This is a genomic window from Salegentibacter sediminis (assembly GCF_002078605.1).
GTDB lineage: Bacteria > Bacteroidota > Bacteroidia > Flavobacteriales > Flavobacteriaceae > Salegentibacter > Salegentibacter sediminis.
This window is the reverse complement of sequence record NZ_MSJR01000009.1, coordinates 52281-71190: the sequence shown is the minus strand read 5'-3', so window position 1 is coordinate 71190 and position 18910 is coordinate 52281. Positions and strand designations below refer to the sequence as shown.

Here is an 18910-nt window from a genome sequence, read left to right as displayed (position 1 = left end):
ACAGGTCGTACTTCTAATTTCTTATTTTTTCTAAGGCTTGCTCCAGATCCTCCATTAGGTCTTCCTTTTCTTCTATTCCAACCGAAAACCTTAACAGCCCATCCCTTATCCCCTGTTTTTCTCTTTCTTCTTCGGAAAGGAGTCCGTGGCTGGTTTTAGCCGGGGAAAGGATCGTTGATTCCACACCCGCAAGGCTCATGGAAGATTTAATCAGTTTTAATTCCTTCTGAAACAAACCGGCATCCAGGCCTTCCCGAAGTTCAAAAGACATCATCCCTCCAAAACCACGCATCTGCTGTTTGGCCAGCTCGTGATCGGGATGAGATTCCAAGCCGGGATAGTAAACCTGGGCCACATCGCGTTGTTTTTCGAGAAATCTCGCCAGTTCCAGGGCATTTTCATTCTGAGCTCTTACCCGAATTCCCATCGTTTTAAGGCTACGCTCCAAAAGCCATACGGTATAATCGCTGAGGCTCCCACCAAAATTCTTAGCCAGCTGAAAGACGGTATCTATATTTTCTTCGGTAGAGATCACCGTACCGGCAAGGATATCGCTATGCCCGCCCATATATTTTGTTGCCGAATGGATGACGACATCTATTCCCAGATCTATAGGATTTTGGTTAACTGGAGAGGCAAAAGTATTGTCGATCATACTCACCAGGCCATGGGTTTTAGAAATTTCGGCTATGGCTTTGATATCGGTGACTGTGAGCAGCGGATTGGATGGAGTTTCGATATAAATCACCCTGGTATTCGGTTTGATTTCCACCTCGAAAGAGGAAGGCTTTGAATCTTCGGTAAAACTGTATTCTATCCCAAATTTATCAAACTCTTCGGTTACCAGGTTGCTGGTTCCGCCATACAAGGTATGCTGTAATACTACGTGATCTCCTTTATGCAAAAAAGCCATCAGGGCAGTGCTCACTGCAGCCATTCCGCTGCCAAAGATCAGAGCTGCCTCGCCGTGTTCCAGGGCGGCCATCTTTTTAGCCAGAGCCACCTGGTTTGGGGTATTGAAATATCTTGGGTAACGTTTCACCTCTACGTCTTCAAAAGCGTAAGAAGTGGCCATATACAAGGGAGAAACCGCCCCTTTAAATTCTTTATCCTCCAGTTCGCCGGCATGAATACAAGTAGTATTAATTCCGTGAGTTTTTTTTGCCATATATATGTCTTTGGATTAATTCCTCAAAATTTCCTCTAAAATAAACATAAGCCCATAGTTTACTAGCATTTCCTTTATTTTTCTTCCCCGTTTTATATCTTTATATGCCAAAACACAAGAGAAAATGAAATTACTGTTCACTGATATAAAAGAACTCTTACAGGTAAGGGAAACTGCTGTAGAAAAGCTCTCTGGAGAGGAAATGAAGGAGTTGCCCACAATTAAAAATGCCTGGTTGCTAATTGAAGATGATAAAATATCCGACTTCGGAAAAATGGAAGATCTCCCGGAAATCAAGGCTGATGAAACTATTAATGCACAGGGAAAGATCGTTTTGCCCTCCTGGTGCGACTCGCATACGCATATTGTCTACGCCGGAAACCGGGAGCAGGAATTCGTAGATCGCATTAACGGACTCAGTTATGAAGAGATTGCCAATCGCGGAGGCGGTATCCTTAATTCGGCTAAAACCCTGCAGGAGACTTCCGAGGAGGAGGTGTACCGGCAATCGGCACAACGCCTGGAAGAAGTAATGAGCCTGGGTACCGGCGCGGTGGAAATAAAATCGGGTTACGGGCTCACCAAAGAAGGCGAGCTTAAAATGCTGCGGGTGATAAAAAAACTGAAAGAAAATTATCCTATCCCAATTAAGTCAACCTTTCTGGGTGCTCACGCCCTTCCGAAGGAATATAAAGGGAATACTGCGGCATACATAGATAAAGTCATAAATGAAATCCTGCCAGAGGTCGCTAAAGAAAAACTGGCAGAATATATAGATATCTTCTGCGAGCAGGGATATTTTACGGTAGAAGACACTCACCGCCTGCTTTCAGCAGCAAAAGCATACGGCATGAAACCTAAGATTCATGTCAACCAATTTCACGCCATAGGTGGAATTCAGGCCGGGGTAGAACACGAAGCCCTGAGCGTAGATCACCTGGAGGTAATGCGCCCCGAAGATATTGAAAGCCTTAAAAACACGGCCACTATGCCGGTGGCCCTTCCCACCTGTTCCCTGTATTTAAGCATTCCTTACACGCCCGCCCGTGAGATCCTGGAGGCGGGATTGCCCCTGGCCCTGGCAACCGATTTTAACCCCGGCAGCACGCCAAGCGGGAATATGAACCTTGTAGTTTCTCTGGCCTGTATCAAGATGAAAATGACCCCGGAAGAGGCTATTAATGCAGCGACTATCAACGGAGCTTATGCCATGGATCTCAGCGAGACCCACGGCAGCATCACTAAAGGAAAAAAGGCCAATATTATCCTAACGAAAGAAATTCCTTCCTATGCTTTCCTTCCCTATGCCTTTGGGACAAACTCCATAGATTATGTATTTATTAACGGTAAAAAAGTGAAATAATGGAAGGCCTGAAGCTCTATAATTTCAAAACAGTCGAGAAGCTGATCGCTCCCAGGGATGGCGAAACCAAATTCGGAGAAAAGATCGAATTCATCAATAAATTAGAAGAACTTAAAGAGCATCCTGCGAAATTTGTGATCTTCGGGATTCCGGAAGATATCGGGATTCGTGCCAACCATGGAAAACCCGGAGCTTCAAAGGCCTGGGAAGCCTGCCTGAATTCCCTTTTGAATATTCAACATAATGAATTTACGAATCCCGAATCTCTTATCCTGCTGGGGCATATTGATTGTACTGCCGAAATGAAAAAAGCGGGAAATATCGATGAGGAAGACCCTAATTATTTGCCTAAACTGGGAGACCTAACAGCGATCATAGATCAGAAAGTAAGTGCACTGGTGCAATCCATAGTTTCAGCAGGAAAGATTCCGCTTATTATTGGAGGTGGGCACAATAATGCATATGCTAATATAAATGGCAGTTCAAGGGCCTTCGGAAAAGCACTCAATGTGCTTAATATCGATGCTCATACCGATTTACGCAAACTGGAGCACCGACACAGCGGAAATGGTTTCAGCTTTGCCAGAAAAGAAGACCTCTTAGGTAGGTATACAATCTTTGGGCTGGCACAAAATTACACCCCGCAGTATATTTTCAATGAGATCAAGCCTTCAGAGAATACGGAATACAGGCTCTTCGAGGAATTGATGGATCTGTCTTCCGAAGAACTCCATTCAGCCTTTTTGGACAGTCTGGAATTTGTTCGGGATGAAGAGTTCGGCTTGGAACTGGACTGCGATGTAATCAAGAATTTTCCCGCAAGTGCCCAAACGCCCTCCGGTTTTAGCATGGAGCAAGTGAGACATTTCATAAGCCTTGCTGCACGTTTACCAGAGTGTAGCTATCTACATGTATGCGAAGCAGCTCCCACTACTGCTAGCGCCGGCCAGGTAGGAAAAGCACTTTCGTTTTTTATAACAGATTTTATGAAAGCTGCCCATGGAAGATAATGTAAAAGAACTTATTGAGATAACTGCGCGGGTTATAGAAGTGGTAGGGATCCTGGTAATGGTTATCGGGACATTTCTTGCCCTGGGCCGGTTTGCTTTTAAGCTTCAGGGCGAAAATATTAGAAGCTTTCAAAAGATTCGGGAGGAATTAGGCCGTGCCATCCTACTTGGGTTAGAGGTGCTGATTGCCGCCGATATTATCGCCACTGTGGTCTACGATGTGCAAATGGAGCAAATTCTTAAACTGGGACTCATCATCCTGATTAGAACCTTTTTAAGCTTTACCCTGGAGGTAGAAATAGAAGGAAAATGGCCCTGGAACCAAAAAAATAAAAGAACTACAGGCCAGAAGTAAAACCTCCGGCCACTTTCTTTTTCTATTATTCTTTTGATAGTTTCTGGTAGACTCCGTTGGTCCAACCAAAGCCATCCTGGGTGGGGTATTCCCCTCCCCCGCTCTCTTTGCTAAGGTCTTCCACATTGTATTTTTCCAACATTTTAAAAGTCTTCTGATATACGTTTTGATTAAGATTTAACCAGCGCTGCTTAATTTCTGAAGCAAGTTGGTCTTTCCCATAATTGCGAAGCCCTTCAATACTCATATATTGCAGTGGGGCCCAGGCATTGGGTGCATCCCATTGCTGCCCCGTATGGTGTGGAGTGCTTACCAGACCGCCCGGCCTTAAGAAAATCTGTTCCAGGGCTTCTGTGACCTTTCGGGCCTGCTCTACTTTCGAAATTTCAAAAAAGAGCGGGTAAACCCCGGCCAGTGAATAGATCCCCGTAGTATTAGCATTTTTAAAATTATAATCGAAATAAAAACCGGTCTCTTCTTCCCAAAGGTATTTCTGAATGGCGGCCTTTCGATTCTCTGCTTTTCTTCGGTAAATTTCAGCTTTATCAGTAGGTGCTTCCAATTCATAGGCCCGGGCAAGGGTATGCTCCAGATTATAAAGAAGGCTGTTTAGATCCACCGGAATAATTTGAGTGGTATGAATACTATAAAGATTAAAATCACCATTCCCATTTATACTAAGCCAGCGGCTGGAAAAATCCCAACCTGATTCGGCCGCGGCCCTTAGGTCTCTGTAGACTTCCCCCCGTGTACGCTCTGGATTTTTAGCAACCGCTTTTTCAGCGGTTTTCACATCCTCGCGATAACTTTCGGGCCTTGGTGTGTTTTTATCGTCCCAGTAACGATTTAAAATCTCTCCGTCGGGAAGTATCACCACTCTTTTATAGGCCCCCGATCCAGCATTTTCACTGCCACTCATCCAGAAATCATATTCTTTTTGCATCGCCGGTAGGTATTCTGCATAAACTTCCTCCCCTTGTATTTGAGCAAGTAACTGAACCATTTTGGCAAAAAATGGTGGCTGGGAGCGGCTTAAATAATAGGTGCGGTTTCCGTTAGGGATAAAACCATAGTTTTCGATGAGCCAAGCAAAATTATCCAGCATGTGCTTTATGGTTTTAATTTCCCCGTCTTCCTGCAGCCCAAGCATAGTGAAATAACTATCCCAGTAATAGATCTCCCGGAATCTCCCTCCGGGAACTATGTACGGATTCGGCAGGGGAATTAAGGTGCCTGAAACCTGCTCATCGGCAGGGCGTTTCAATTCCTCCCAAAGCTTTTTGATATGCAGGTTTATCGAAGAAGAATCTGTTTCATAATCGCTGGAGGCTTCCGGGATGATGAAGTTTTTATTTAAAAAAGCTTTTATTTCAGCATTAGTCTCTGGTTGTATTTCAGAATATCTCTTTCGAAGCTCTTCCGGAGCGATGCGCGGCACAGCATCTACAAAAGTTTTGCTATCAGAAAACAGGGAATCATTTTCCTGAACCCGGTAAAACAGCTCCCCGTAAAGGTCTTCGGGTGGCAAAATACTTAGCTGCTTTTCTTCGGTCTTTTTTTCTTCTGTTGTTACCGCTGAAGAGCAGGCATTCAATATTAAAAACGAACAGAGAAACAGGAAGTTTACCGAAAGCTTTTTCATAAAAATTAATTTTTGATTAGTCAGGCGGCGGTGAAAGTAAAAAATAATTTATAATTCAGGGCTTTAGCCTTAAAGGCAACCTGCACAAACTGCTTTATTTTCTATTTTAGCCAAAAAATTTCAGCATAGTAATATGGAAATAATCTCTTACCAGCCACAATACGCCAAAGATTTTAAGGAGCTTAATATCGCCTGGCTCGAAAAATACTTTTGGGTAGAATCACATGACGAGGAAGTACTGGGTAATCCCGAAAAATATATCATTGAGCCGGGAGGCACAATTTTTTTCGTCAAAGAAGCTGAGGAGATCATTGGCTGCGTCGCTCTGATGAAAATAGACGAGAATGTATTTGAGCTCACAAAGATGGCGGTTACTCCAAAATACCAGGGAAAAAAAATCGGGCAGAAATTAATGGAACATAGTATTAAATTCGCAAAAAACCAGAAGTGGAACCACCTCATCATTTACTCTAATCGCAAACTGGAAAACGCGATCTACATCTATAAAAAATACGGCTTCAGGGAAATTCCAATCGGGGAGAATAACCCATACTCCCGCGGAGATATTAAGATGCGCTTAGAGCTTTCTTAAATCTTTACTAAAGCTCCAGAACATCTGTTTTTGGTTGGTTAACTTTATAAATTCCTTAATTTTAAGAGGAAATTAAAAACTAAAATCAAGCATTATGAAACACTTATTAGGAATACTGGCCTTGAGCCTGCTTCTTACCGGCTGCAAAAACGAAAACCAGGAAGACCGGGAAGAGAGCCAGGCGGAGGTAGAACAAGCCACAGAAATAGATGAAAAAAATAATGCTTCAGCAGATATCAATATTCAGCCTGTATCGCATGCTACGGCGGTGATTAATTGGGGCGAGGCGGTTTTCTATCTGGACCCTGTAGGAGGAGCCATAGCATTTGAAGGGAAAGAAAAACCCGATTTTATATTAATCACCGATATCCATGGAGACCATCTAAACGCCGAAACTTTACAGGCACTGGATCTGGAAGGCGTGCATATTATTGTTCCTCAAGCGGTAAAAGAGGAATTGCCAGAAGAAATGGACGATATCTTAAGAACTTTAGATAATGGTGGTACAACTCGAGTACTTGATTTCTATATTGAAGCTATCCCCATGTATAACCTGCCGGAAGACGATCCTGAATCACGTCACAAAAAAGGACGGGGGAATGGTTATTTAATCGAGAAAGATGGCCAGCGTTTATATATTTCTGGCGATACCGAAGATATTCCGGAAATGAGAGCATTAAAAGATATAGATATGGCACTGGTATCTATGAACCTCCCCTACACAATGTCTGTAGAACAGGCGGCCGATGCCGTGCTGGCGTTTAAACCCAAACAGGTTTACCCTTACCATTATCGGGGGCAGGACGGGCTGGCCGATGTAGATAAGTTCAAAAGTCTGGTAGATGAAGGAAATGAAGAGATCGAGGTGATACAACTCGACTGGTATCCTGAACGGGATTAAGGCCCAATTATTTATAATACAATTCTCATCGGTTTTCTCCAGGGGAATTTTTTTATAGGAATTTTCTTTAAACCCTCATTCTGAAATTATTTCAGCGTCTCTAGTGATTTTATCAGTCAGGAGGCTATAAAAAAATAACCCGGTGATGAGCCGGGTTTTTTGTTCTTTACATTTTTTGATCGATCTTAAGCTTTGAGTCTGATGGGCAATTTGTAAACTCTTATAGATTTATCTAGTTGTGTTTCTACCTTCTTGTAGTTCAAACGCTTCTTAATCACACTTTCTACATACGGGTCGTCACATTCTACCGATAAAACCACGATCTCATTATCATCGTTGAAGGTAATAGAAAGATTAACTGTTTTCTCTGCCTCCTCAAGTTCTATAGGTAAATCCTCAAGAAGTTTTTCCACTTCATATTTAAAAGCAGAAGTCGGGTCGATTGGCAGATAAGCTGCCTTCACTGCTGTTCCGAAACCAATGGCCAGCACCAGCAAAAATAACTGTAAATTTTTCATAATAAAATGATTTATAAGGTTATACATTAAAAAAGACCCTATAAAATTTTAGATGTTACAGTTGGAGTTAGAATTCTATATTTTTTTTAAAAGAAAGAGAGCCTACCAGGGGGACATTACGCAGCATGAGATTCCTGGTCTATCCCGGAATGACGATTCCGTAGAAACGTCATTCTGAACTTGATTCAGAATCTCACTCAAAAGCTGTAGAGAAGAAAAGATCCCGGCGGAGTCAAAAAAGTTCCTAGATGAGATTCCGGGTCAGGCCTGGAATGACGAATGAAAACATAAAAAAAAAGCCACCCTTCCGGGCGGCTTTTCAGTATAATATTTACTCAGGTTTTAGCTAAGTACTTCCTGTACTTTATCGGCTGCTTCCTGGAATTCCACGGCAGAGTGAATTTTCAATCCGCTGTTGTCTATAAGTTCTTTTGCGATATCGGCATTAGTTCCCTGCAGACGCACAATAATTGGTACATTTATCTTATCTCCAAGATTCTTGTAGGCATCAACAATTCCCTGCGCCACACGGTCACAACGAACAATACCTCCAAAGATATTAACCAAAATAGCTTCTACTTTTTCATCCTTCAGAATAATTCTGAAAGCTTCTTCCACTCTTTTAGCATCGGCAGTACCACCAACATCAAGGAAGTTTGCAGGTTCTCCACCCGCCTGCTTGATAAGGTCCATCGTTGCCATAGCAAGCCCGGCACCGTTAACCATACAACCCACGTTTCCGTCAAGGTCTACATAGTTAAGTCCTACCTCCTTGGCTTCAACTTCAGTAGGATTCTCTTCACGAATGTCCCGCATTTCAGCATAATCTTTATGACGGAAAAGCGCATTATCATCAAGGGTTACTTTAGCATCAACGGCAAGGATCTTATCGTCGCTGGTTTTTAAAACAGGATTGATCTCAAAAAGAGAAGAATCAGATTTTTCAAAGGCGGTGTAAAGCGCGGTTACGAATTTCACCATTTCTTTGAATGCGGTTCCGCTAAGGCCTAAATTAAAGGCTATGCGACGCGCCTGGAAAGGAAGCAATCCTACCGTAGGATCGATCTCTTCGTTAAAAATAAGGTGCGGTGTCTTTTCGGCAACACTTTCGATATCTACTCCACCTTCGGTAGAATACATGATCATATTCCTTCCGGTAGCACGGTTAAGGAGCACCGACATATAAATCTCTGAGGTTTCGCTGTCGCCGGGATAATAAACATCCTCGGCAACAAGTACCTGGTGTACTTTTTTTCCTTCGGCTGAAGTTTGTGGAGTAACCAGGTTCATCCCGATAATATCCCCTGCAATTTCTTCTACCTCCTTAAGGTTTTTGGCAAGTTTCACACCTCCCCCTTTACCACGGCCTCCAGCGTGCACCTGTGCTTTAATCACGTGCCAACCGGTTCCGGTTTGTTCGGTTAATTCTTTGGCTGCGTTCACGGCTTCAGTAGCATTATGAGCTACAATCCCACGCTGAATGCGCACTCCAAAACTATTTAAAATCTCTTTTCCTTGATATTCGTGTATGTTCATAATCAGGTATTTCTTCAGATTTAATTACGGTTAACAAAAGTAACAAAACCAAAAGTATTGTACCAATCTTTTTTCCTTTAATAATAGAGGTTTCCACAGGTAGCAATTAATTGATTTGTGGCCAAATAATCCTTAAAAAAGCTATTTTTGGACAACCGGGTCTATCTCTGAGTTTATTCCGAAGAAAACAATTAAGAGGAATTCGTTATTTTTGGGACTTGCACTTGCGGGAGTTTTATTTTCTCCTGTATTTTGTGCCTTAATATTTCCCCATTATGACCAATCAAGACCTGCTGGCCGTTGCCAAAGAATTTGGAAGCCCTGTGTATGTTTATGATGCTGAAAAGATCGCTTTTCAGTACAACCGCCTGAAGAATGCTTTTAGCGAAGTGAAAGACCTGCGCATACATTATGCCGTAAAAGCGCTTTCCAATATTTCTATTTTGAAGTTTCTCAATTCTATGGGCTGCGGGCTCGATACGGTCTCGGTACAGGAAGTGATGTTGGGTCTCAAAGCTGGCGTGGATCCTAAAGATATTATCTATACGCCCAACGGGGTTTCGCTGGAGGAGATAGAGGAAGTGGTAGAATTGGGTGCACAAATCAATATCGACAATCTTTCTATCCTGGAGCAGTTTGGTGCCAAACATCCTGAAGTGCCAGTATGTATTCGAATAAACCCTCACATTCTTGCGGGTGGAAATGCAAAGATATCTGTGGGCCATGTAGATTCAAAATTCGGAATTTCCATTCACCAGATGCCACTTTTGCTGCGCATCGTAGAAAATACCGGAATGAACATCAACGGAATCCATATGCACACCGGGAGCGACATCCTGGATATCGAGGTTTTTCTTCGTGCTTCTGAAATTCTATTTGATTCGGCTAAGAACTTTAAAAATCTGGAGTTTCTCGACTTTGGAAGCGGTTTCAAAGTACCTTATACCGAAGGTGATATCGAGACCGATATCGAAGAGTTGGGCGAGAAACTCACCCACAGGTTCCATGATTTCTGCAAAGATTACGGTCGCGAACTCACCCTGGTCTTCGAACCCGGAAAGTTTTTAGTGAGCGAGGCCGGGAAATTCCTTGCAAAGGTAAACGTGATCAAACAAACCACCTCTACGGTGTTCGCGGGGGTAGACACGGGTTTTAACCACCTCATTCGCCCAATGTTCTACGGTTCGCATCACGACATTCACAATATCTCGAATCCTGAAGGAAAACAGCGGTTTTACTCTGTGGTAGGTTACATCTGCGAGACCGATACTTTTGCCAATAACCGCCGCATCGCCGAGATCACCGAGGGTGACATTCTGGCTTTCAGCAATGCCGGAGCCTACAGTTTTTCAATGGCCAGTAATTTTAACTCCCGCTTCCGTCCCGCCGAAGTGCTTTGGTATAAGGATAAAGCCCACCTGATTAGGGAAAGAGAAACCTTTGAAGACCTGTTAAGACACCAGGTGATCATAGATCTGGGGCCCCCGGCCTCTGAATAGTATTTCTACGGAGGATGATAATTAAAAAACAAAGGGTTTTAATTAACTTTCCCTACGGAAAAATACCCACACGATGAGCCTGTATTTTATCGCCATACTCCCGCCCGAAACCCTGAGTCAAAGCATCAAAGAGTTGAAGCTGGAGCTGGCCAAAAAATACCACAGCAGGCACGCACTGAAACTCCCGGCACATATTACCCTGCAGGTTCCTTTTAAAATGGCAGCAGCCAAAGAGGAAAAACTAAAAAAGCTTCTGGAAGATTTCGCCGCACAACAACAGGCATTTCAGGTGGAAACCGAAGGTTTTGGAAGGTTTTCCCGAAAAGTTCTATTTATAGGCATAGCCAAAAACCCAGCGCTGCAGGAACTCCACCACAAGCTGCAAAAATATCTTGACAAAGCTTTGCACTTAAAGGAAAACGAAAAAGGCCGCAACTTCCACCCACACTTCACCTTAGCCACCCGAGACCTCAGCTATCAAAACTTCGAGCCCGCCTGGAAAGAACTCCAGGACCGTAAATTCAGAGCCTCTTTTATAGCTAACAGCCTGGTGCTGTTCAAGCACAATGGTAAAAGCTGGGATAGTTTTGGAGAGTTTTTCTTAGACAAGCCCTCCGATGCTGTAAGCGATTCCTGAATTGGATTATACCTTATTCCCTGGAAAATGAATCCCGAAATTTCATAAAAACATCCGGCCCTTGCTATCTAAGAAGGGCCGGAATTAGCTTTTTTAATAGCTTATTAGAATTTGCCGGTAGCACAACTGATCATAGAATTGGCTTTTGACACCAGCGAGTTCTTTTCATCAACTGCCGGATAGCCCAGCTTTCTCAATTTCTCCTTAACCTTTATTGCATCTTCCGGCCCTGTATATTCAAATGATATTGCCGAGGTCTCCTTATCTACCTGGACCTCCCGGATATTTTCCATTTCTGAAATTTTGGTAGTAATGGTGTTTACACACCCACCACATTTTAAATTTTGTACTGTTATTGTCATATTCATTTTCAAAGAATTTTAAGATTTCCAAAATTAGTATTCCGGGCAGCCCAGGCTTGTAACATAAGTTACAGTTGGCCGCTTCTTACATATCCAGGATTAATTTTTAAGGAATGGAAAAAACGGATATGTTGAGAAATTGCAAAGGATCCGATTTAGAAAAACAGTATAAAAATGCTTATAATCTTCTATTAGGCATTCCTTCACATTTTAAACCTCTAGCTTTTGTCTAAAATTCTATTTCTTTTACCCGAATCTAATTCCGGATCTTGAAATCCTCTTCTTACAAAATATTTTTTTGTCTAAACATTTAGTTAAATTATTAAACAATATGATTTTGTTTAATATATTTACCTCATTATTAATCAATTAAAAAATTGAATTGTTATGAAGAATTATGCCTTACCGATCCATTACAACAGAATTGCTGTATCGATCTTTTTTATTGTCTTTTTATCTCTTTTCCTGGTTTCCTGTGAAAAAGAAGAAACAATGACCGAAGTCGAATCTTACGAGATGACCGTTTATGATGTTTTAGAAGCAAACACCAAAAAAGCAGATGCCAGCAAAAAGAAAGGTGCTCCTGCACCCGGAGATGATCCTATTGCTGCCATAGCAATAGAAGCAGGTTTTGATGAACTGGTAGATGCGCTTTTTTATGTTGATGAAGAGCTTGATGCGGGCCTGGTAGAACTCTTCCTTAACGGCACCGACCAGTACACCGTCTTCGCCCCAACCGATGAAGCTTTTGAAAATCTCTACATAGCACTTGGCATTGACAGTACACGCGATCTGCCTGCCGAATTGGTACTTAATGTGCTTTTATACCATGTGACCGAAGGCCGCAGAGCCTCCAACAGTGTAGTGCCTCCAAAAAACTATCGTAGCATCGAAACCTTGCTCGGAGAGAGTTTTAGCGTTAACCCTGAGAAGAAAATTACTGCCATCGGCAGCACTGCCGATATCGTGATCCCGAATATTTCAGCTTCTAACGGAATTATTCACGTTATCAATGCGGTGCTTTTGCCTATAGAATAGTTTAGATTAGTTTTGTTTGAATTGTTAAAGGCCGTCTCAAAAGAGATGGCCTTTTTATTTCCTATACCTTGCTGGAAAAAGCTTTCCTCTTACCCGGGCGGAAACCAGGCTCAGGAATATCTTCTGAAAAAATCCTGAAAAATTTCCCTTGAATTCCCTCCTAAAATCATAGTTTTATTCCCAGAAAGTAATAGCTCAATGAAAAAGATTCTCTGGATAATCCTTCTGATCTTCCTGCTTTTAATTAGCCTGGTATACATCTCTGTATCCGGCAACGAAAAAGAATTCGAAACAGCGAATATTAAAGAATTTAAAGACCTGGAGCAAGTAGATTTCAGCAAACATGACTCTGTAGTTGTGGCTGCGAGTAGCCTTTATGAAGCCAATATATTAAAAGATATTATCCAGGGAGAAAATTACCGGGCAGCCTGGTCAGCTCCTGTGAAGGTACCGGTTGTGTTTCTCGATACCCTTTTTGGCGGGATGAAGATCGTCAAGGAAGGTGGCGGGAGTCAAACCCATTCCCTGCGCCTGGAAGGCCAGGATGGGGTTCTTTTTTCCCTTCGCAGTGTAAACAAAGATCCAGCCTCCCATGTTCCGGAATTCGCCCGTAGCCTTGGCCTTGAAAATATCGTAATAGATGCCATCTCGGCTTCGCACCCTTATGGGGCCATTCTTTCGGCATCACTCTCTGAAGCCGCCGGTGTTCTCCACACCCATCCCTGGCTGGTCTTTATTCCCAAACAGGATTTTCTTGGAGAAAAATATAACGAGAAATACGGAAACCGGCTTTTCCTGTTGGAATATGAAACCGAAGGTGAAAAGAACTGGACAAAAGTAAATAAGGTTGTGGAAATCCTGGATACGAAACATCTGCAGGAATGGAAGCAGCAATACGGTGCAGCTTTAAGTATTGATGAAAGCGCTTTGGTTCGGGCAAGACTTTTTGACTTGCTAATTGGTGACTGGGACCGCCACGCCAAACAGTGGGGATGGGTAGTCCAAAAGAAAGCAAACAGGTTTAAGGCTTATCCGCTAGCCGGCGACCGGGACAATGCATTTTTCAATATTGACGGTGTGATCCCCGAAATTATTTCAAATAAAAATATAGAACCTATGGTACGGCCATTTGAGAAAGAGATAGATTATCTCCCCGGGCTTGTCTACCCCACCGATGTGTACTTCCTGAGATATACCCCGGAGGAAATTTTTATTGAAGAGGCTCAAAAACTTCAGGAGCTTATGAGCGATAAGGCCATAGACTCGGCCTTTAAGGTTTGGCCCGATAATATTTATGCCCTGGACGGCGAAGAAATAAAAACCAAGATTAAAAGTAGGAGGAAGAACCTGGTTCAAACCGCAAAGGAATTTCACCGGATTATTTCTGAAAAAGAATTGCTCAGTGAACCCCTGAAAGGATCGGAAGATATTGAGTTAAGTCCGCAGCTTTTACAGTGTTTCGAATGCGGGCAACCCCGTTCTGAAAATTAAATGGCTTATGGAAGAATAGCAATGATTTGTTAAACCTAATGACATTTAAAAAATAAAAAGGCTGCTTATTCATTTTAAGCAGCCTTTTTATTTTTAATCCAGGGTATTTTATTCCCTAGTCATCCTCATTTTCATCATCCTCATCGTCCCCGTTTTTATCTTCTGCGCTCACAAAGGCACCATCAGCATCAAATTTTAGTTCAAGCCCGTTGTTAAGGGTAACTTCATATCCGTCATCTTCCTTCTCTGCTTCTATAATGCTTTGTTCGGGATAATTTTCGTCGATATAATCCAGAATAAGCTGCGGAAGATCAGCAGGGTCTACATCTTCATCGTCGTCGTCATAATCCTGGTCCTCATCTTCTCCCCTGCCTAAAAATTCGCCATCGGCATTGAAAATAAGATCTACACCGTTTTCTAATTCCACTTCATAATTAGCATTATTTTCCCTTTCGGCCTCATCAATACCTACTCCCGGGAAATATTGAGCAATAAAATCCCGGATATTTTGTGGGAGATCAGAGGGATCTAAATCTTCATCCCCAAAATCATCAACATCATCGTCATCTATACCCAGAAAATTACCCTGCATATCAAAAATCAGCTCTGTTTCATCACTAAGGGTAATTTCATAAGTATCATCATCCTCAATTTCGGCCTTTTTTATGGTAAGATCGGGATAGGTGGTAGATACATAATCCAGGATAGGCTGAGGCAAACTGGAGGTTTGCACGTGGGCATCGGCTTTAGTTGCTGTGGCATTAAGATCTACTTCGGTAGTAAGAGCGTCATCATCATCAGAACTGCAGGAAAATCCTATAAGGGCAGTTAACAAAGTAATTCCTAAAAGCTTAATTCTCTTCATATTCATAATACGTTTTTTTAAGTCATTATCTTAAAAATAAAGGGCTTCCCTTCAGGATATTGACCGGGTTATAAAAAAATAAAACGCAGGAGTGCCCAACAAATTATATATGCATTCCTTAAATCCTTGCTAAAAATTTCAGTTTAAGTATCGGGTTTTAGGAACAAGAGAGAAATAAAAATTGAACCATCATAAAACTCTGCTAAAGAGGTACAAAAATTTTATAAAAAGGCGGGTCTGATTTTCAGAATAAAATAATTTAGCCGCAAATATGACGAAGTTTGAGCAGCAGGATAAAAATTGAAAGAAAAGAAGTATTGTCGAACCAGTGGGCGGTACTAAAGGAAATCACCTTCCAATACCAGCGACAGGATGGGCGCTGGGAGCTTCAAAACCGGGAAGCATATGATCGTGGCGACGGGGCCTGTATTTTGCTTTACAACAAAAAGAGCAATAAGATTGTGCTAACCAGGCAGTTTCGGTTGCCTACTTTTTTAAACGGGAATCCTGATGGGATGTTGGTAGAGGCTTGTGCAGGGCTTTTAGACAACGATGATCCCGAGAACTGCATAAAGCGCGAAACCGAAGAAGAAACAGGTTATAGCATAGGAGAAGTTAAAAAGATCTTCGAATCCTATATGTCTCCCGGCTCGGTTACTGAGGTCATACACTTCTTCATAGGCGAATATTCCAAAGAGATGAAAACCGGGAAAGGCGGTGGCCTTGCCGGGGAACAGGAGGATATTGAGGTTTTAGAAATGGAATTTGAGACGGCTTATAAAATGATCGCCACCGGTGCGATAAAAGATGCCAAAACTATTATGCTCCTGCAATATGCCAAAATAAATAGCTTGTTCTAATGGCGGCCATCGTTAACCTCGATCCAGTAACCATCGGGGTCTTGAAAATATATTTGCCGGATGCCGTCTGGCCGGGTATTGGAGGTCCCTGCTTCACCTTTCCAGGTTTCAAAATGTATATTCTTTGATTTCAGATGATCCATAAAAGCATCTAAAAGATCTGTTCTCATGGCCATATGCACCCCTTTATATTTCTCGATTACTTCTTTACTCTCCATAAGATGAAGCTGCACCCTGTCGTTTAGCTGAAACCATTTAATATGGTCACCAAGGCCCCCGTTATGAATCTCTTCCAGGCCAAGGATGTTTCCGTAGAAATCGGCAGAGGCTTTCAGGTCTCTTACCCTAATGGTATCATGGTCTTTTCTGAGGTTATATTTATTGACTTCTGAAGTTGCAGCGAAAAGAATTATCGCCGGTGATTTTTGTACTGGCATAGCCCAAAATTTTTTCGGTTTATTAGCACTCTACAAGATACTTTAATTGCCGCCTTTAAGTCTAAAACTGAGGTTAAAACTTTTATTTTGACTGTCAAAAAGTCTTAACTTGCGGGTTAAAGACCAACCAGGCTATGATTTATATCCTTTATCACCCGAACGATGAATCGGAAGTGAAAGAAAATCTTATTTCACTCTTAGACGGAAAGGAGTATAAATTAGTTGAGTATTCGAATCCCGAATTCAAACCCGGGAATGCAAGCGTATTAATCACCTATTTAAGCGATGAATATCTCCGGGAGTTTTTGCCCCGTGCAGCCAACCAGGATTGGCCGGTGGGGATTTTACCGCATCCAGAAAATTTATACACCTCTAAAGGTTTAGGGATTTCTACAAAAATGTCGGAAGCCATGGAGGAAATCCTTGTTGCTGAAGAAAGCCACAAGTTGGACCTGTTATTTTGTAATGGCAAACCGGTTTTTCAGGCGGTAAACCTGGGGAATGCCTTTATTTTTTCAGAAGAAGACAAAGAGAATAGTTTCTTTTTTGAGGTAAAGACCTTTATAAAAAATATACGGCGGCTTTCTTCCCTATCTCATCATTCGTATCTTTTAAAAACCGATGGCGAAAAATTAATCCAAACCTCGGCTTTGGGAATCATCGTGGTGGAACACCCTTTGAGTTCGGTGGTTGCCAAAAGGTTGGTTTCAGAAAGCGCTATGAACGATGGCATGTTCAACGTGCTGATCCTCTCGCCCCAGAATCTTTTTGAATTAATGCTGTTTTTATTGCGGAGCTTAATTCCAATCAAGAAAAAGCTGGGAAAACTACCCGCTTTCATCGGGCAGATTAAGATCTCTAACCTGGAAATAGAAAACTCTTCCCAGATAGAATATACGGTTGATGGACAGACAGATACTGCCCAAAGCATTAAACTTGAAGTACAGCCAGAGGCCCTGGCCTTAAAACAGGTAAGCATCTATTGTACCGAAGAAAAAGGACCTGATGTTAAGAAAAGTTTCAGAATAGACAAGCTGCCTACAGGACAAAAAAGAGAGGAATTAACCAAGCGGTCCCTGCCTATTTTCCCCCGGGCCACGGCCGAGGAATTTGAAGATCTGTTTAAGGTATTACGGGAAAATGCAGTGACCACATCCCCGTATGTGATAATGATGATTCTTTCTACCCTTATCGCGACATTTGGGCTTTTTGGTAACTCTTCCCCGGTAATAATTGGAGCGATGATCCTGGCTCCTATTATTGCGCCTATAGTCTCTTTTTCTATGGGCATGGTGCGTTACGATGTACAAATGCTCAAAACGGGTTTAATCACTATCCTAATCGGGACGGGCGTTTCTCTTTTATTCGCCGCCGGGGTTAGCCTTGTCATTCCGCTTAAAGTCCTTACCTCCGAGATCGACGCCCGTCTTTCCCCCACTCTTTTAGATATGGGCATAGCTGTAGCATCTGGTATTGCGGCTGCCTATGCTCACGCCGAAGAGGGCATTGCCAAAAGCCTTGCGGGAGTTGCGATTGCCGTTGCCCTGGTACCTCCACTTGCCGTAGCAGGAATAGGGATTGGCTGGTGGGACTGGAATGTCTTCTCCGGAGCCTTTCTACTTTATCTCACCAACCTGGCAGGAATTATTATGTTTGCAGGAATCACCTTTCTCATATTAGGTTTTGCACCTTTTAAACGAGCCAAGATGGGACTGGTTTATACTTTTATAATCATTGCCTTAATCCTGGTCCCTCTTTCGCTTTCATTTAATCGCATTAAGCAGGAAGCAAGCATAACCAGGCAACTAGAAGGCTCCAGGTTTAATGAGGTTATCCTGCGGGATGTGAAGGTACGCTTTGGCACTCCTTTAAAAGTAAGTCTTACCCTGGTAGGTACCGAAAGTCTAGAAAAGGACGATGTGGTGGATATTAAAAGACAAATAGAGGAAAGTATAGAACAACCGATACAACTGGAAGTAATTTCAGCACAGCAATTTTAAATTTAACAATTAGGAATTTAAGTGTTAAGATTTTTCCAACGCCATAGAATTTATTCCCAAAGAGTTTTACAAGCCAATATATTTCAATAGTTTCGGTGCTCAAAAATTTAAAACAAACAACGATTATGCTTAGATTGAAAAGAATTGCAACTTCCCTATTTTTTACGGCTGTTATAGGTAGCTTCACGGCTGTGGCTCAAACTCCACAACAAATGGCACCACAACAACAGCAGCAAGTGGAAGTTAATGATGAAGAGCTAACAAAGTTTGCCAATGCATATCAGGGAATTACGGTTATTAACCAACAGGCCCAACAAGAAATGATAAAGGTTGTTGAGGATAGTGGTTTTGATGTAAAGCGCTTTAATGAAATTCACCAGGCTTCTCTGGATCCAAATAAGGAAGTAGAAGTTACAAGTGAAGAAAAAGCCCAACACAAAGAAGTGGTTTCAGAAATTGAAGGCATGCAAAGTGAATTCCAGGCAGAAATGGAAGAAGTAATCAAAGAACAAGGACTTAGCGTTGAGCGCTATGAGCAATTGGCTATGGCCTTGCAACGAGATACTGCACTGCAACAAAGACTGCAGAAACTTATGCAGAGAAAAGGATAATATAAACCTTGATGAAAACTATAAA

Annotated in this window: 19 protein-coding genes; 12 read left to right on the top strand and 7 right to left on the bottom strand. The window is 42.3% G+C overall.

Features of this window, described 5'->3' with window-relative positions; translation table 11 throughout:
• Positions 1-13: 13 nt before the first annotated feature.
• Complete coding sequence (locus tag BUW93_RS12745; RefSeq protein WP_081212116.1) at positions 14-1168, bottom strand: trans-sulfuration enzyme family protein; 1155 nt, start codon at positions 1166-1168, stop codon at positions 14-16.
• Between the two features lie 124 nt (positions 1169-1292).
• On the opposite strand from BUW93_RS12745, the gene hutI reads away from it, so the two are divergent.
• The 3 genes from hutI to BUW93_RS12730 are packed head-to-tail and all read left to right on the top strand — an operon-like array spanning position 1293 to position 3896.
• Positions 1293-2531: an imidazolonepropionase gene (gene hutI, locus BUW93_RS12740; RefSeq protein WP_081212115.1), complete on the top strand. Its 1239-nt coding sequence runs from the start codon at positions 1293-1295 to the stop codon at positions 2529-2531.
• Positions 2531-3541: a formimidoylglutamase gene (locus BUW93_RS12735; protein WP_081212114.1), complete on the top strand. Its 1011-nt coding sequence runs from the start codon at positions 2531-2533 to the stop codon at positions 3539-3541. The genes hutI and BUW93_RS12735 overlap by 1 nt, the downstream gene beginning before the upstream one ends.
• Positions 3531-3896 (top strand): DUF1622 domain-containing protein, encoded by a 366-nt coding sequence (locus BUW93_RS12730; RefSeq protein ID WP_081212113.1) that lies wholly within the window; start codon positions 3531-3533, stop codon positions 3894-3896. The genes BUW93_RS12735 and BUW93_RS12730 overlap by 11 nt, the downstream gene beginning before the upstream one ends.
• A gap of 25 nt (positions 3897-3921) precedes the next feature.
• Here the strand turns inward: BUW93_RS12730 and treF are convergent, their stop codons facing one another.
• Positions 3922-5538, bottom strand: coding sequence for an alpha,alpha-trehalase TreF (gene treF, locus BUW93_RS12725; protein WP_081212112.1), 1617 nt, complete (start codon positions 5536-5538; stop codon positions 3922-3924).
• A gap of 133 nt (positions 5539-5671) precedes the next feature.
• On the opposite strand from treF, the gene BUW93_RS12720 reads away from it, so the two are divergent.
• Both BUW93_RS12720 and BUW93_RS12715 read left to right on the top strand, forming a co-directional pair.
• Positions 5672-6130 carry a GNAT family N-acetyltransferase gene (locus BUW93_RS12720; protein WP_081212111.1) on the top strand — a complete coding sequence of 153 codons (459 nt, stop codon included), beginning with the start codon at positions 5672-5674 and terminating at the stop codon, positions 6128-6130.
• Positions 6131-6224: 94 nt separating this feature from the next.
• Positions 6225-7031: an MBL fold metallo-hydrolase gene (locus BUW93_RS12715; RefSeq protein WP_081212110.1), complete on the top strand. Its 807-nt coding sequence runs from the start codon at positions 6225-6227 to the stop codon at positions 7029-7031.
• Positions 7032-7216: 185 nt separating this feature from the next.
• Here BUW93_RS12715 and BUW93_RS12710 read toward each other — a convergent pair whose 3' ends face one another.
• Positions 7217-7549 (bottom strand): hypothetical protein, encoded by a 333-nt coding sequence (locus BUW93_RS12710; RefSeq protein WP_157893325.1) that lies wholly within the window; start codon positions 7547-7549, stop codon positions 7217-7219.
• Positions 7550-7891: 342 nt separating this feature from the next.
• The gene (gene sucC / locus BUW93_RS12705; protein ID WP_081212108.1) at positions 7892-9085 is read right to left on the bottom strand and encodes an ADP-forming succinate--CoA ligase subunit beta; all 1194 of its coding nucleotides are present in this window, start codon (positions 9083-9085) and stop codon (positions 7892-7894) included.
• Between the two features lie 275 nt (positions 9086-9360).
• On the opposite strand from sucC, the gene lysA reads away from it, so the two are divergent.
• Both lysA and BUW93_RS12695 read left to right on the top strand, forming a co-directional pair.
• A complete protein-coding gene (gene lysA / locus BUW93_RS12700; protein ID WP_081212107.1) occupies positions 9361-10584 on the top strand; it encodes a diaminopimelate decarboxylase in 1224 nt (407 codons plus the stop codon).
• Positions 10585-10657: 73 nt separating this feature from the next.
• The gene (locus BUW93_RS12695) at positions 10658-11221 is read left to right on the top strand and encodes a 2'-5' RNA ligase family protein (protein WP_081212106.1); all 564 of its coding nucleotides are present in this window, start codon (positions 10658-10660) and stop codon (positions 11219-11221) included.
• Between the two features lie 104 nt (positions 11222-11325).
• Here the strand turns inward: BUW93_RS12695 and BUW93_RS12690 are convergent, their stop codons facing one another.
• The gene (locus tag BUW93_RS12690) at positions 11326-11589 is read right to left on the bottom strand and encodes a heavy-metal-associated domain-containing protein (RefSeq protein ID WP_081212105.1); all 264 of its coding nucleotides are present in this window, start codon (positions 11587-11589) and stop codon (positions 11326-11328) included.
• 381 nt (positions 11590-11970) lie between these two features.
• On the opposite strand from BUW93_RS12690, the gene BUW93_RS12685 reads away from it, so the two are divergent.
• Both BUW93_RS12685 and BUW93_RS12680 read left to right on the top strand, forming a co-directional pair.
• The gene (locus BUW93_RS12685; protein WP_081212104.1) at positions 11971-12621 is read left to right on the top strand and encodes a fasciclin domain-containing protein; all 651 of its coding nucleotides are present in this window, start codon (positions 11971-11973) and stop codon (positions 12619-12621) included.
• 198 nt (positions 12622-12819) lie between these two features.
• Complete coding sequence (locus BUW93_RS12680) at positions 12820-14112, top strand: hypothetical protein (RefSeq protein WP_081212103.1); 1293 nt, start codon at positions 12820-12822, stop codon at positions 14110-14112.
• 115 nt (positions 14113-14227) lie between these two features.
• Here BUW93_RS12680 and BUW93_RS12675 read toward each other — a convergent pair whose 3' ends face one another.
• A complete protein-coding gene (locus BUW93_RS12675; protein ID WP_198537017.1) occupies positions 14228-14977 on the bottom strand; it encodes a PepSY-like domain-containing protein in 750 nt (249 codons plus the stop codon).
• 281 nt (positions 14978-15258) lie between these two features.
• On the opposite strand from BUW93_RS12675, the gene nudK reads away from it, so the two are divergent.
• Positions 15259-15837, top strand: coding sequence for a GDP-mannose pyrophosphatase NudK (nudK, locus tag BUW93_RS12670; RefSeq protein WP_081212101.1), 579 nt, complete (start codon positions 15259-15261; stop codon positions 15835-15837).
• Here nudK and BUW93_RS12665 read toward each other — a convergent pair.
• Positions 15834-16274 (bottom strand): VOC family protein, encoded by a 441-nt coding sequence (locus BUW93_RS12665; RefSeq protein ID WP_081212100.1) that lies wholly within the window; start codon positions 16272-16274, stop codon positions 15834-15836. The two genes, nudK and BUW93_RS12665, sit on opposite strands and share 4 nt — an antisense overlap.
• Before the next feature lie 134 nt (positions 16275-16408).
• Here BUW93_RS12665 and BUW93_RS12660 point away from each other — a divergent pair, with 134 nt between their 5' ends.
• Positions 16409-18274: a DUF389 domain-containing protein gene (locus tag BUW93_RS12660; RefSeq protein ID WP_081212099.1), complete on the top strand. Its 1866-nt coding sequence runs from the start codon at positions 16409-16411 to the stop codon at positions 18272-18274.
• A 125-nt stretch (positions 18275-18399) separates the two neighbouring features.
• Complete coding sequence (locus BUW93_RS12655) at positions 18400-18885, top strand: DUF4168 domain-containing protein (RefSeq protein ID WP_081212098.1); 486 nt, start codon at positions 18400-18402, stop codon at positions 18883-18885.
• The last annotated feature ends 25 nt before the right edge of the window (positions 18886-18910 follow it).